Source organism: Xanthomonas sp. NCPPB 1132, assembly GCF_056629235.1.
Genome location: NZ_CM152819.1, coordinates 885,865 through 898,296, shown reverse-complemented (window position 1 = coordinate 898,296; position 12,432 = coordinate 885,865). Strand labels below are relative to the sequence as shown.

Here is a 12,432-nt window from a genome sequence, read left to right as displayed (position 1 = left end):
GGGTTGGGGTGAGGGTAAGGTGCGCGAAGCGCCATGCGGACCCACCTATACTAGGCTTCGCCCGTACCCTCATCCGCCCCTGCGGGGCACCTTCTCCCAGTGGGAGAAGGAAGCCACCACCTCAGTGCAACGGCACACTCAAGAACGACGGCGTCGCCGCCGGCGAACTGAAGCTCACGGTGCCGCCGAAGCGGCTGGCCGAGGTGTAGCGCGGATCGGTGGTGTCCACCACCAGCACCAGGCGACGCCCAGCCGGGATCTCGGCCGCGGCCGCCTGCAGCGCCAGGTCGAGGGTCACCGGCGTACCCGGCGTCGCATTGCGCAGGGTGTACGGCACATGGCTCAGCAACTGCGCCAACCCCGCGCTGTCCATGCTGTAGAGATAGGCGAACAGCGACACGTTGGACTGGCTCGGGGTCACCGTCAGCCGCAACGACGGTGCGCCGGCCAGGCGCTTGTCGCTGGACAACACCGGACCGCTCCACACCGCGGCGCCCACCCGGCTGACCAGCGGAATCGAGGTGGTCACCGGCTGGCCGAGGCCCTGCAGCAGACCACTGACCATCACCACGCCGGAATCGGCCAGCGTCGGCACGTCGGTGGCGATGCGGTAGTTCCAGCCGCTGCTGTTGCCGCTGGTCAGCGACCCGGTCGGCAGCAACAGGCCGCTGGGGCCGGTCAGGCCGTAGCGAGTGGCGCCGGCCTGCACGCTGTTCCAGTCGGCATAGCTGAGCCAGGTGCCGCCGACGGTCGACAGCTGCACCGGCGCTTCGCGGTCAACGCCGTTGTCGCGGCCCTTCAGATAGCGGTCGAACCAGCGCGTGGCCTCGGTATACACCTGGTTCGGCAGGCCCAGCGCGCCCGGCAGTTCGGCGGTGGCGTGGTCGCCCTGGCTGAACATCAGGTGCTTGGGCACGCTCAACCGGTTGTACAGGTCGATGTACTGGTTCGGCGGGAACAGACCGTCGTTGAACGCATTGGCCATCAGCACCGCCGGGCCGTTGCGGTTGAGCGCCTGTACCTCGTTGATCACCCCGCGTTCGGCCGCCTTGGGCAGGAAGCCCTGCACCGCGCCGTCGTAGTCGCCCACCGCCACGTGTGCGGTGATCCGCGCCAGGTCCGGACCGGGCCGACCGGTGGCGACCCCGGCGGCGACCAGCAGACCCACGCCCTGCTGGCTGACCGTGCTGTTGGCGTACAGCGAGGCCTGCAGGTCGGCCCAGCCGCTGAGCGCGGCCACCGCCTTGATCCGCGGGTCGCGCGCGGCGGCGAGCAGGCTGGTGCCGGCGCCGTAGGAGATGCCCGACACGCCGATCGCCTTGGCATCGGCCGGGGTGTTGGCCAGCGCCCAGTCGATCACCGCGCTGACGTCCTCCACCGTCGGTGCGCCGGCGATGTCGATCAGCCCCTGCGAATCCCAGAAGCCGCGCGAGGTGTAGCTCACCACCACGTAGCCGTCGTTGGCCAGTTCGCTGGCGCGGCCCACGTACTCCAGGTTGGGCAGCGACCAGCTGGCCGGCATCACCACCAGCGGGAACGGCCCTGGCCCCTGCCCTTGCGGCACCAGGACGAGCGCGCCGAGCTTGGTGCCATCGAAACTGGAAATGCTCTGGTACTGCTTGGTGAAGCCGGCCGCAGCCGCGGCGGCGGAGAACACCAGCAACATCGCGCCAAGGGCGATGCGACGTGACACGGACATGCGCATGGACTGCCTCCCAAGCGGCGCCGGACCGGGATGGCCGGCTGCCGGAACGGTAATGCCAGAACGGTGACAAGCGCTCGACGTGGGGCCGGGCAGGCGGACCGTACCACCGGGTACGGGCGATATTCACGCCGCAGTGCGGCACGGTATGGAAGGACCTTGGCGGGCGGCCCAAACGGGCTGGCGCCGCGGCCCGTGGCCGGCGCGCGCCCAGGCCACGCGGCTCAGCTCAGAAAGTGCTGGTAGCCGCTGCGCGGCGGTTGCCATGGTTGGCCGTCGGCACCGCGCACCACGATGCCACGGCCGGCGACGATGCGCCCGATCGGCGTCGCCGTCACCCCGACCGCCTGCAGCGCCTGCGCGATCGCCGCGCGCTGCGCCGGGTCGGCGGTGAAGCACAGTTCGTAGTCGTCGCCGCCGCCCAGTTGCCAGGCGTGCACCTGCGCAGGGTCCGCGTCGGCCGGGGCGGCGACCGCCGGCAGCGCGGCCAGGTCCAGTTCGGCGCCGACGCCGCTGCGCGCACAAATGTGCTCCAGGTCGGCCAGCAGGCCGTCGGAGACGTCCACGCAGGCCCGCGCCAGGCCGCGCAGGCGCAAGCCGGCCTGCACCCGCGGCGTCGGCCGCAGCAGGCGCTGGCGCAGGCGTTCGTGCAGGGGATCGGCGGCCGGCGCGGTCACGTCCAGGCGGCCGGCCTGCCACAGCGCCAGCGCCGCGGCAGCCTCGCCCGGCTGGCCGGTCACCCAGACCTCGTCGCCCGGTTGTGCGGCATCGCGGCGCAGCGCCGCCGTCGCCGGCACGCTGCCGATCGCGGTGACCGACAAGGCCAGCGGCCCGCGCGTGGTGTCGCCGCCGGCCAGGCCGATGCCGTGCGCGTCGGCCAGGGCGAAGAAGCCCTCGGCGAACGCATCGACCCAGGCCATGTCGACCTGCGGCAACGACAGCGACAGCGTGCACCAGCGCGGCTGCGCGCCCATCGCCGCCAGGTCGGACAGATTCACCGCCAAGGTCTTCCAGCCGATGTCGGCGGCCGCGGTCTCGGCCGGAAAATGCACCCCGGCATTGAGCGTATCGGTGGTGATCGCCAGCAACTCCCCCACCGGCGGCAGCAGCAAGGCCGCATCGTCGCCGATGCCCAGCGGCAGGTCGTCACGCGCCCGGCTGCGCGCACGCAGGCGCTCGATCAGATCGAATTCGGGCATTGGGGGCCGGGATTTGGGATTGGGGATTGGGGATTGGCAACAGCGCGTTCGCGGACGGGAATGCCGCTCTTGCGAATCCCCAATCCCGAATGCCCAATCCCGCGCCGTCAGGCGCCTCCGCCCGACTCCACCGCGCGCCACTGCAGCGCGGCGCGGTCGAGGACGCCGTTGACGTAGGTGTGGCCGTGCTCGGAGCCGAAGCGTTTGGCGGTCTCGATCGCTTCGTTGATCACCACGCGGTACGGCACGTCCATGCGGTACAGCAGTTCGTAGGCGGCCAGGCGCAGCACCGCGCGTTCGATCGCGTCCACTTCCTCGACCGTGCGGTCCAGGTAGCCGACCAGTGCTTCGTCCAGTTCGGCGCGGTGCTTGAGCACGCCTTCGACCAGGTTCTCGAAGTACACCAGGTCGGCGATCTCGTGCGCCTGCTCGTGCGCGAACTGGGCGATCACGTGCTGGGCGTTGCCGCCGGAGATCTGCCAGGCGTAGATCGCCTGCAGCGCACGCCGGCGCGCGCGCGAACGCAGGACCGGATCGACGCCATCGCGGCGGGGGTGGTGCTTGTGGCCAGCGGGTTTGTTCACGGCAGCAGCTCCAGCAGGTTGACCATCTCCAGCGCGCCCAGCGCCGCTTCCTCGCCCTTGTTGCCGTGGCTGCCGCCGGCACGCGCCTCGGCATCCTCGACCTGCTCCACCGCGAGCACGCCGTTGAGCACCGGGATGCGGAAGTCCAGCGAGACCCGCAGCAGGCCCTCGGCGCAGCCGTCGGCGACGTGTTCGTAGTGGCGGGTATCGCCACGGATCACGCAGCCCAGCGCGATGATCGCGGCATGCTTGCCGGCCGCGGCCAGGCGCGCGGCGACCAGCGGCAGCTCCCAAGCGCCCGGCACGCGGATCACGTCCACCGCGTCCTCGGCGATGCCGTTGCCGGCCAGGCTCTGCCGCGCGCCGGCGACCAGCACGTCGGTGATGCGGGCGTTCCAGCGGCTGGCGATGATCGCGAAACGCGCCGACTCGGGAGTGCGGAGGTCGCCTTCGTAGTGGGACATGGCGGTGGCAGCTTGAGGGGGTGGGAGAGTTTAGCAGGCAGGGAGGCCGCGGCCCGGGCGAGGGAGAACAGTCGCTCGCCCAGCGCCGATCCGGCACCCGAATCAGGCTTTACCCAATCCCGAATCCCGATTCCCCAATCCCTGCCCCACCTCCACATGCTCCACCACCTCCAACCCGAACCCCGCCAGGCCGACCTGCCGGCGCGGGGTGCCGAGCACGCGCAGCTTGCCCAGGCCCAGGTCGGCCAGGATCTGGCTGCCGGCGCCGTTGCGCCGCCACTGGCCCACGTCCTTGCCGTGCGCCGCCTCGGGCTGTGCGCGCAGCCGCGCCAGCAGCGCCTCGCTGTCGCGCGGCGCCGACAGCACCACCATCACCCCGCGCTCGGCGGCGGCGATCGCGCGCAAGGCGTCGCTGGCGGCCACGCCGAAGTCGTCGCGGCGCCAGTGCAGCAGGTCGGCCAGCGGATTCTCCACCTGCACCCGCACCAGGGTCGGGGTGTCGGCGTCCGGGGTGCCGCGGACCAGGGCGAAATGCAGGTCGTGGGCGATGCGGTCGCGGTAGGTGACCAGGGTGAAGCCGCCGAACTCGGTGTCGATCGGCCGCTCGTCGATGCGCTCGACGGTGTGTTCGGTGGCCAGGCGGTAGGCGATCAGGTCGGCGATCGAGCCCATCTTCAGGCCGTGGGTGCGGGCGAACTCCTCCAGTTGCGGACGCCGGGCCATGCTGCCGTCGGGATTGAGCACCTCCACCAGCACGCCGGCCGGCTCCAGCCCCGCCAGCATCGGCAGATCGCTGGCGGCCTCGGTGTGGCCGGCGCGGGTCAGCACGCCGCCGGGCTGGGCGATCAGCGGGAAGATGTGGCCGGGCTGGCTGAGGTCGTGCGGCTTGGCATCGGGCTTGACCGCGGTGCGCACGGTGTGGGCGCGGTCGTAGGCGGAGATGCCGGTAGTCACGCCCTCGGCGGCCTCGATGCTGACGGTGAAGTTGGTATGGAACTGCGCAGTGTTGCGCTGGACCATCGGCGCCAGGCCCAGCTGCGCGCAGCGCTCGCGGGTCAGCGACAGGCACACCAGGCCGCGCGCGTGGGTGACCATGAAGTTGATGTCCGAGGGCTTGACCAGCTCGGCGGCCATGATCAGGTCGCCCTCGTTCTCGCGGTCCTCGTCGTCGACGATGACCACCATGCGGCCGGCGCGGAGTTCTTCCAGCAGTTCGGGGACGGAGGCGAAATTCAGGCTCGGGGTAACGGAAGGCGACATGCGGGAACTCGAGGAAAGACGGAGGATGCCGCGCGCGCCGCAGGCGGCGGCGCAGCGTGGCGAATAGGCGGAAGGCTGGACGCGGGCAGAATCAGTCCTGGCGGCCCTGCAGCAGGCGTTCGACGTAGCGCGCGACCAGGTCGATCTCAAGGTTCACCGCCGCACCGACCGCGGTCTGCGCGAACGCGGTGTGCGCCACGGTGTGCGGGATCAGCGCGACCTCGAAGCCTTCGGCGTCGACTTCATTGACGGTGAGGCTGACCCCGTCCACACAGATCGAGCCCTTCTTGGCGATGTAGCGCAGCAGCGCCGCCGGCGCGGCGAAACGCCAGCGCTGCGCGCGCGCATCGTCGTGGATCGACAGCACCTCACCGAGGCCGTCGACATGGCCGCTGACTAGGTGCCCGCCGAGGCGGTCGCTGGGGCGCATCGCCCGCTCCAGGTTCAGCGCCGCGCCCTCGGCCAGGCGGCCGAGCGTGGTCAGCGCCAGGGTTTCGGTGGAGGCGTCGGCCTGGAACGAGGCCGCGTCGAAGGCGATCACGGTCAGGCACACGCCGTTGACCGCGATGCTCTCGCCCAGGCGCACGTCGGCGAACGGCAGGCTGCCGGTGGCGAAGGTGAAGCGGATGTCGCCGCCCTGCGGCTGGCGTGCGGCGAGGTGGCCGACGCCTTCGATGATTCCGGTGAACATAGCTACGTTTCTCGCAATGGGGTGAGCGAAAAACGCCACAAGGCAAACAGGCACGCGCACAGCCGCAAGGCTGCGCGAAAGCCGTCTTCTTTCATCCGGACTATACCGTCGGCCCCGGCATCGCACCGGATCTGCTGACCTTCCCCGAGCCGGCGCGGCGCGCCTGCGCCGGGAAGCGCTCGCGGGCTCGTGCGCGAACGCACCTACCGCCGGTGGGGAATCGCACCCCGCCCTGAAGACGTTTGTGGTCGCCGGCGAACCGGCCTGGGCATTCTAGCAGGCGTGGTCAGGCGGGCCCGACCCGCACTGTCGATCGGGACAGGACACTGCATCGCGCGGCATGCCCGCCCCCAAGACAGCAATGTGAAATAATTGTTAAAATGTGCAAGGCGACAGCGACGTCGCCCGTGTCTGCCCTGCAACGGGGCACCGACACTGCCATTCATTCGGAGAGCACCACCCATGCGCAATACCCTGATCCTGGCTGCCCTGTTGGCCGCCGCACCCTTTGCTGTGTCGGCCGAGGCCCTGAGCTACACCTATGTCGAAACCGGCTACTCGCGCCTTGACCCGAAATCGGACGCCCTCGATGGCGCCTATGTGCGCGGCTCCGTCGCCATTGCGCCCCAGGTTTTCGTGTTCGGCGGCTACACCCGCGTTACCGACACCCGGTACTACTCGATCTTCGACGACGGTAGCCACGACTTGACCGAAAAGTACATCGCCAGCGATTCGGAGATCGGCATCGGCTACCACATGGAATTCACCGAAAAGCTGGACTTCGTCGCCGATGCGGCGTTCCAGCGCAGCCAGCTCGAACTCAAATCGAATTTCCTCGGCGACCGCTATACGACCAAGGACCATGCCAACATCGGACAGGTCACTGCCGGCGTTCGCGGCAAGCCGTCGGCACGCACCGAAGCCTGGATCAAGGGCGGCTACTTCGACGGCAACGCGATGAAAGAGGGCAAGTTCGTCGGTGTGCTTGGCGGCCAGGTCAACGTCACCCGGACTTGGGGTCTGGTGACCGAGTTCCGGTTCGTCGAGCAGAGCAACCAGGGCTGGCTGGGCGTTCGCGCAAGCTTCTGATCGCAAAACAGCTCCATCAAGAAAGGTCCCGAGCGGGACCTTTCTTTTTTGCGTTCGACTATTGGCAATGCAGCGCCGTCGATCGTATGGAACGGTAGGCCGCCGTGGCCGCCACCGTCCTTGTCAGGCATCCACGGCCGCAGGCCGCAGCAGCAGGCGCAGGTCCTCGCCGAGCTGGCGCACGTCCTGCAGGTGCAGCGGCACCCGCTGCGCCATGGTCTCGATGCCGAGCCCGGCTACCAGCGGGCGGGCAGTATCGCCCAGCAGCAGCGGCGCCATGTACACCAGCAACTCATCGACCAGGCCGGTGCGCAGCAACGCGCCGCTCAGCGTCGCCCCCGCTTCGACCTGGACCTCGTTGATGCCGCGTTCGCCAAGCAGGCGCAGCGCCGCATGCAGATCGCAGCGCCCGTCGTGCAGCGGCACGGCGGCGAATGTCGCGTGATCCAGCGTCGGCGGCACGCAGTCCGGTGCATGCAGGTACAGGGTCGGTGCGCTGCCGTCGCGGACCTTGGCCTGGGCCAGGCTGCGCAGTTGCGCGTCCAGCACCACGCGCAGCGGCGGCATCGCCTCGGTCGCCGCATCCAGGCGCACGGTCAGCGCCGGGTCGTCGGCCAGCACGGTGCCGGCGCCGGTGAGGATGGCGCCGGCGCGGGCGCGCCAATGCTGCACGTCCTGGCGCGCCGCCGCGCCGGTGATCCATTTCGATTCGCCGCTGGCCAGGGCGGTGCGTCCGTCCAGGCTGGCACCGAGCTTGATCCGCAACCACGGTCGGCCACGCTCCACCCGTGACAGGAAGCCACGGTTGAGCGCGCGCGCCTGCGCTTGCATCAACCCGGATTGCACCGCGATGCCGGCTTCGCGCAGCAGTGCGAAGCCGCCGCCGTTGACCTGCGGGAACGGGTCGGCCATCGCCGCCACCACCCGCGCCACCCCGGCTTCGATCAGCGCCAGCGCGCATGGCGGCGTGCGGCCGTAATGCGCGCATGGCTCCAGGGTCACGTAGGCGGTGGCGCCGCGGGCGCGTTCGCCGGCGGCGCGCAGCGCGAACACCTCCGCGTGCGGCCCGCCGGCGCGCTGGTGGAAGCCCTCGCCCACCACCGCGCCGTCGCGCACGATCACGCAACCGACCATCGGATTGGGCCGCGTGGTGTAGGCGCCGCGCTCGGCCAGGCGCAGGGCCTGCGCCATCCAGCGATGGTCGTCGGCGGAAAAGCCGGGCGCCTGCGGATCGCTCATGCGGCAGTGCCGCCAGCGTCGATGCGCATCACCACGATCTGCAGCGGCCCCAGCGGCAGGTCGGCGTGGCGCTGCCAGCCCAGGCGCTCGTAAAACGGCACCAGCACCGGCTCGCAATACAGGTACAGCCACTGCACGCCGAAGCCCGTCGCGGCCTGCACGCAGTGCGCCACCAGGGCGGCGCCGACGCCGGCGCCGCGCGCCTGCGGCCGCACGTACAGCGTGGCCAGCCACGGCGAGAACTGGCGGATGCGCGCATCGTCGTTCTGCAGCAGGCTCACCGAGCCCAGCCAGTCGTCACCCGCGAGCGCGATCCAGCTGGTGGGAATGCGTTTGTCGTCGCGGTGGCTGCGCAGGTCGGCCTCGGCCTCCACCACGTTCCATTCCGGCAACAGGGGACCGAAGGCCTGCAGATGTTCCTGCGCCAGCGCCGGAATGTACTGCGCGGCCTCGGCCAGACAGACGATGCGCATGCGCTCAGCGCTTGCCGGTCTTGTCGCCCGGCTTGGCCGCGCGCACCAGGTCCAGCAGCGGCAACTGCTCGCTGCCCACCGGCAATTCGCGCTCGAGCTTCTCGATCTCCTCGCGGAAATCGGCCACGTCCTGGAAGCTACGGTACACCGAGGCGAAGCGCACGTAGCCGACGTGGTCGAGCTTGCGCAGCTCGGCCATCACGTACTCGCCGACCCGGATCGAGGGCAGTTCGCGCTCGCCGGACATGCGCAACTGGTGCACCACCGCACGCACCGCCGCCTCGATCTGCTCCTCGGCCACCGGCCGCTTCTGCAGCGCGCGGTCGAAGCTGGTGCGCAGCTTGCGCGCATCGAACGCCTCGCGGCCGCCGTCGCTCTTGATTACCGTCGGCAGCTTGAGTTCGATGGTCTCCAGCGTGCTGAAGCGCTCGCCGCAGGCCTCGCACTCGCGACGCCGGCGGATCGTCGCGCCGTCCTCGGACACGCGCGAATCGATCACCCGGGTATCGGTGTGCTGGCAGAAGGGGCAGTGCATTCAGGGCGCCGGAAATGGGGAAACGGGAATGGGGAATGGGAACGTCAACAGCGCAAGCGTAGCGCGTCTGACCATTCCCGATTCTCCACTCTCCATTCCCGCCTCAGCCATATAGGTGCCGGGAGTGGGGAAACGGGAATGGGGAATGGGAACGCCAAAGGCGCCAGCTCGCGCTTTCAACCATTCCCGATTCTCCATTCCCCATTCCCGTTTTTCAGCCATACACCGGATACTTGCGGCACTGCGCGGTCACCGCGTCGCGCACGCGCGCCAGCACGGTGTCGTCGGCCGGGGCATCCAGCACGTCGGCGATCCAGTTGGCCAGGTCGACGCAGTCCTGCTCCAGGTAGCCGCGGGTGGTGATCGCCGGGGTGCCCAGGCGCAGACCCGAGGTCACGAACGGCGAGCGCGGGTCGTTGGGCACCGAGTTCTTGTTGACGGTGATGTGGGCCTTGCCCAGCGCCGCTTCCGCGTCCTTGCCGGAGACGTCGCGGCCGATCATGTCGACCAGCATCAGATGGTTCTCGGTGCCGCCGGAGACGATCTTGTAGCCGCGCGCGATCAGGGTCTTGGCCATGGCCTGCGCGTTCTTCACCACCTGCTGCTGGTAGGCGGTGAACTCCGGCTCCAGCGCTTCCTTGAACGCTACCGCCTTGGCCGCGATCACGTGCATCAGCGGGCCGCCCTGGATGCCGGGGAACACGATCGACTGCAGCTTCTTGGACAGGTCCTCGAGCTTGTCGCCGGCGCCGGCGGCACTGGCGACGATGATGCCGCCTCGCGGGCCGCGCAGGGTCTTGTGGGTGGTGGAGGTGACCACGTGCGCGTGCGGCAGCGGGGTCGGATAGACGCCCGCGGCGACCAGGCCGGCCACGTGCGCCATGTCCACGAAGAAGTACGCGCCGACCTTGTCGGCGATGGCGCGGAAGCGCGCCCAGTCGATGACCTGCGAGTACGCGGAGAAGCCCGCCACCACCATCTTCGGCTTGTGTTCCAGGGCCAGGCGCTCGACCTCGTCGTAGTCGATCAGGCCCTGGTCGTTGACGCCGTACTGCACGGCGTTGAACAGCTTGCCGGAGGCGTTGACCTTGGCGCCGTGGGTCAGGTGGCCGCCGTGCGCCAGCGACATGCCGAGGATGGTGTCGCCCGGCTGCAGCAGCGCGAAGTACACCGCCTGGTTGGCCTGCGAGCCGCTGTGCGGCTGCACGTTGGCATAGTCGGCGCCGAACAGTTGCTTGACCCGATCGATGGCCAGTTGCTCGGCGACGTCGACGAATTCGCAGCCGCCGTAGTAGCGCTTGCCCGGGTAGCCTTCGGCGTACTTGTTGGTCAGCTGGCTGCCCTGCGCTTCCATGACGCGCGGGCTGCAGTAGTTCTCGCTGGCGATCAGCTCGACATGGTCTTCCTGGCGGCCGGCTTCGGCGGCGATGGCGCGGGCCAGTTCGGGATCGTAGGTTTCGATGCGGGCGTCGCGCGGGAACATCGGGTCTCCGGGGGCATGGACAGAAGGCAGACCGCTAGTTTAAGCCCCGCGCAGCGCCCAGGGCGAACCAAAACGCAGACGGCCTCCCGAAGGAGGCCGTCCGGCGGTGCTGCAGCAGGGATTCAGCGGCCGCTGAGCACCAGGTCGGCGATGATGCCGCTGGCGATGGCGACCAGCAGCAGGTTGCCGGTGTCGTCGCGCACCCAGCGGTAGCCGTGGGGCGGGCGCCGGACCTGATAGCGGTCGTAGTCGTAGACCACGTAGTTGGGACCATAGTAGCGCTGGCCGCGCGCCCAACGCGGCGGGCCCGGACGGTAGTAGACGACGTCGGGACCGTTGCGATAACCGTCGCGGTAGCCGCGGTCGTAGGCGCGACGGGCATCGCGGCGGTCGCGCTCGCGGTCGCGCCAGTCGCGATCGCGGTCGGCGTCGCGGTAACCGCGGTCGTACCAGCCATGGTCGCGCGGACCCGGTCCCGGGGGCGGGGGCGGCGGTCCCGGAGGACCCGGCGGACCCCAGCCCGGTCCGGGGCCGCCCGGCCCCCAGGCGAACGCGGATGGCGCCATGAAACCCAGCGCCAGCGCGGACGAGAGGGCAATTGTGGCAAGGCCTTTCATGTTCATGGCAGCTCCGTCACGTGGTGTGGCGATTGCATTTAGACCCTTGCCGTCTGAACCGCCTCCTGCTGGAATCGGTTACGTATTCAGCTTTGCCGATCGGGCTAAGAAAGCGTTCATCCATCGGCACTTGCGGCCTGCGCGTGCAGGCGCAACAGCGCGGCCTGCGCTGTGTCATCGGCTGGCAAATAGACCACCAGGCGGTTGCCGTTGCGCGGCGCCGACCACCAGTTGACCTGCTGCAGGCGCAGCTCGCCTTCCTGCGGATGGCGGAAGCGCTTGAGCTGGTTCTCCACGCCGCGCACCTCGCGCCGCTGCCGCCACAGCGCATCGAACTCCGCCGAGGCGGCGCGGTAGCGCGCCAGCAAGGCCTCCCATTCCGGCTCGCCCAGGTGCTCGGCCATCGCCGCGCGCAACATCGCCACCATGTGCTGCAGCACGTCCTGGCGATCGAGCAGCGCGTCGCGCCAGCGCGGATTGGTGAAGGCCTGATAGACGCAGTTGCGATCGGCATCCGCCAGGTCGGCCAGGGTCACGCCCATCAGCCGCTCGAAGGCCGGGTTGGCGCCGAGGATGTCGAAGCGCGGGGTCTGCAGCATCGCCGGCCACGGCCCGAGCTGATCGAGCAGCATGCGCGCGGTGCCGGTCAGGCGCTGGCACGGCGGCGGCGCCAGGGCCGTGGTCTCGCCCACTCCCGCCAGCGCCAGCACGTGCGCGGTTTCCACCTCCGAGCACTGCAGGGCGCGGGCGATGGCGGTCAGCACGCGCGCCGAGGCGCGGACCGGGCGCCCCTGTTCCAGCCAGGTGTACCAGGTGACGCCGACATCGGCGAGCAAGGCCACCTCCTCGCGGCGCAGGCCCGGGGTGCGCCGCCTGCCGCCGCGCGGCAGCGCCAGCCGCGCCGGGTCCAGGCTCTCGCGGCGGGCACGCAGGAAGGCGCCCAGCGCGCGGGCGCGCTCGCTGGCCAGGGCCGGGCCGGACGCGGCCGCTGCGGCGGCCCGCTGCGGCGTGGGGGTGGAATGCGCGAGGTCCAGTTGCATCGTCTTCTCCGCGTCGTTGTCTGCCGGTACCGAACGATCCGGCGTCAGGTCGCGGC

The 12,432-nt window shown here is 70.1% G+C and carries 13 protein-coding genes and 1 riboswitch; of the genes, 1 reads left to right on the top strand and 12 read right to left on the bottom strand.

From position 1 onward, the window contains the following. Window positions 1–121 precede the first annotated feature (121 nt). The 6 genes from AC1G9L_RS03915 to AC1G9L_RS03890 all read right to left on the bottom strand — a co-directional run bounded on the left by AC1G9L_RS03915 (window position 122) and on the right by AC1G9L_RS03890 (window position 5,900). Entirely contained in the window at window positions 122–1,705 is a 1,584-nt protein-coding gene (locus AC1G9L_RS03915; RefSeq protein WP_019801020.1) for a CocE/NonD family hydrolase, read from the bottom strand. 221 nt (window positions 1,706–1,926) lie between these two features. Beyond that, window positions 1,927–2,901 carry a thiamine-phosphate kinase gene (gene thiL, locus AC1G9L_RS03910; RefSeq protein ID WP_481070315.1) on the bottom strand — a complete coding sequence of 325 codons (975 nt, stop codon included), beginning with the start codon at window positions 2,899–2,901 and terminating at the stop codon, window positions 1,927–1,929. A 107-nt stretch (window positions 2,902–3,008) separates the two neighbouring features. Next, the gene (gene nusB / locus AC1G9L_RS03905) at window positions 3,009–3,485 is read right to left on the bottom strand and encodes a transcription antitermination factor NusB (RefSeq protein WP_019801150.1); all 477 of its coding nucleotides are present in this window, start codon (window positions 3,483–3,485) and stop codon (window positions 3,009–3,011) included. Beyond that, window positions 3,482–3,949 (bottom strand): 6,7-dimethyl-8-ribityllumazine synthase, encoded by a 468-nt coding sequence (gene ribH / locus AC1G9L_RS03900; protein ID WP_010340901.1) that lies wholly within the window; start codon window positions 3,947–3,949, stop codon window positions 3,482–3,484. The genes nusB and ribH overlap by 4 nt, the downstream gene beginning before the upstream one ends. Window positions 3,950–4,051: 102 nt before the next feature. Further along, window positions 4,052–5,185, bottom strand: coding sequence for a 3,4-dihydroxy-2-butanone-4-phosphate synthase (gene ribB, locus AC1G9L_RS03895; protein ID WP_481071004.1), 1,134 nt, complete (start codon window positions 5,183–5,185; stop codon window positions 4,052–4,054). A 115-nt stretch (window positions 5,186–5,300) separates the two neighbouring features. Next, window positions 5,301–5,900, bottom strand: coding sequence for a riboflavin synthase (locus tag AC1G9L_RS03890; protein WP_019800598.1), 600 nt, complete (start codon window positions 5,898–5,900; stop codon window positions 5,301–5,303). Between the two features lie 79 nt (window positions 5,901–5,979). Further along, a riboswitch (FMN riboswitch) is annotated at window positions 5,980–6,144 on the bottom strand. A gap of 218 nt (window positions 6,145–6,362) precedes the next feature. On the opposite strand from AC1G9L_RS03890, the gene AC1G9L_RS03885 reads away from it, so the two are divergent. After that, window positions 6,363–6,989, top strand: coding sequence for a hypothetical protein (locus AC1G9L_RS03885; protein WP_019800599.1), 627 nt, complete (start codon window positions 6,363–6,365; stop codon window positions 6,987–6,989). Between the two features lie 123 nt (window positions 6,990–7,112). Here AC1G9L_RS03885 and ribD read toward each other — a convergent pair whose 3' ends face one another. The 6 genes from ribD to AC1G9L_RS03855 form a co-directional block, all read right to left on the bottom strand. Continuing rightward, complete coding sequence (gene ribD, locus AC1G9L_RS03880) at window positions 7,113–8,228, bottom strand: bifunctional diaminohydroxyphosphoribosylaminopyrimidine deaminase/5-amino-6-(5-phosphoribosylamino)uracil reductase RibD (protein ID WP_481070314.1); 1,116 nt, start codon at window positions 8,226–8,228, stop codon at window positions 7,113–7,115. Further along, the gene (locus AC1G9L_RS03875) at window positions 8,225–8,701 is read right to left on the bottom strand and encodes a GNAT family N-acetyltransferase (RefSeq protein WP_019800627.1); all 477 of its coding nucleotides are present in this window, start codon (window positions 8,699–8,701) and stop codon (window positions 8,225–8,227) included. Before AC1G9L_RS03875 ends, ribD begins: the two co-directional genes overlap by 4 nt. Window positions 8,702–8,705: 4 nt before the next feature. Then, entirely contained in the window at window positions 8,706–9,236 is a 531-nt protein-coding gene (gene nrdR / locus AC1G9L_RS03870; protein ID WP_010340907.1) for a transcriptional regulator NrdR, read from the bottom strand. Between the two features lie 214 nt (window positions 9,237–9,450). Continuing rightward, a complete protein-coding gene (gene glyA, locus AC1G9L_RS03865) occupies window positions 9,451–10,719 on the bottom strand; it encodes a serine hydroxymethyltransferase (protein WP_019800626.1) in 1,269 nt (422 codons plus the stop codon). A 122-nt stretch (window positions 10,720–10,841) separates the two neighbouring features. Then, entirely contained in the window at window positions 10,842–11,342 is a 501-nt protein-coding gene (locus AC1G9L_RS03860; protein ID WP_481070313.1) for an RcnB family protein, read from the bottom strand. Window positions 11,343–11,452: 110 nt separating this feature from the next. Then, window positions 11,453–12,376, bottom strand: a complete 924-nt coding sequence (locus AC1G9L_RS03855; protein ID WP_481070312.1) for a helix-turn-helix transcriptional regulator — start codon at window positions 12,374–12,376, stop codon at window positions 11,453–11,455. Between the last annotated feature and the right edge of the window lie 56 nt (window positions 12,377–12,432).

Bases quoted from the DNA above. Each gene is read 5' to 3' on its own strand.
- AC1G9L_RS03860 (WP_481070313.1), bottom strand. From the start codon at position 11,342: ATGAACATGAAAGGCCTTGCCACAATTGCCCTCTCGTCCGCGCTGGCG.
- thiL (WP_481070315.1), bottom strand. From the start codon at position 2,901: ATGCCCGAATTCGATCTGATCGAGCGCCTGCGTGCGCGCAGCCGGGCG.
- glyA (WP_019800626.1), bottom strand. From the start codon at position 10,719: ATGTTCCCGCGCGACGCCCGCATCGAAACCTACGATCCCGAACTGGCC.
- AC1G9L_RS03885 (WP_019800599.1), top strand. From the start codon at position 6,363: ATGCGCAATACCCTGATCCTGGCTGCCCTGTTGGCCGCCGCACCCTTT.
- ribD (WP_481070314.1), bottom strand. From the start codon at position 8,228: ATGAGCGATCCGCAGGCGCCCGGCTTTTCCGCCGACGACCATCGCTGG.
- AC1G9L_RS03855 (WP_481070312.1), bottom strand. From the start codon at position 12,376: ATGCAACTGGACCTCGCGCATTCCACCCCCACGCCGCAGCGGGCCGCC.
- AC1G9L_RS03915 (WP_019801020.1), bottom strand. From the start codon at position 1,705: ATGCGCATGTCCGTGTCACGTCGCATCGCCCTTGGCGCGATGTTGCTG.
- ribH (WP_010340901.1), bottom strand. From the start codon at position 3,949: ATGTCCCACTACGAAGGCGACCTCCGCACTCCCGAGTCGGCGCGTTTC.
- nrdR (WP_010340907.1), bottom strand. From the start codon at position 9,236: ATGCACTGCCCCTTCTGCCAGCACACCGATACCCGGGTGATCGATTCG.
- AC1G9L_RS03890 (WP_019800598.1), bottom strand. From the start codon at position 5,900: ATGTTCACCGGAATCATCGAAGGCGTCGGCCACCTCGCCGCACGCCAG.
- AC1G9L_RS03875 (WP_019800627.1), bottom strand. From the start codon at position 8,701: ATGCGCATCGTCTGTCTGGCCGAGGCCGCGCAGTACATTCCGGCGCTG.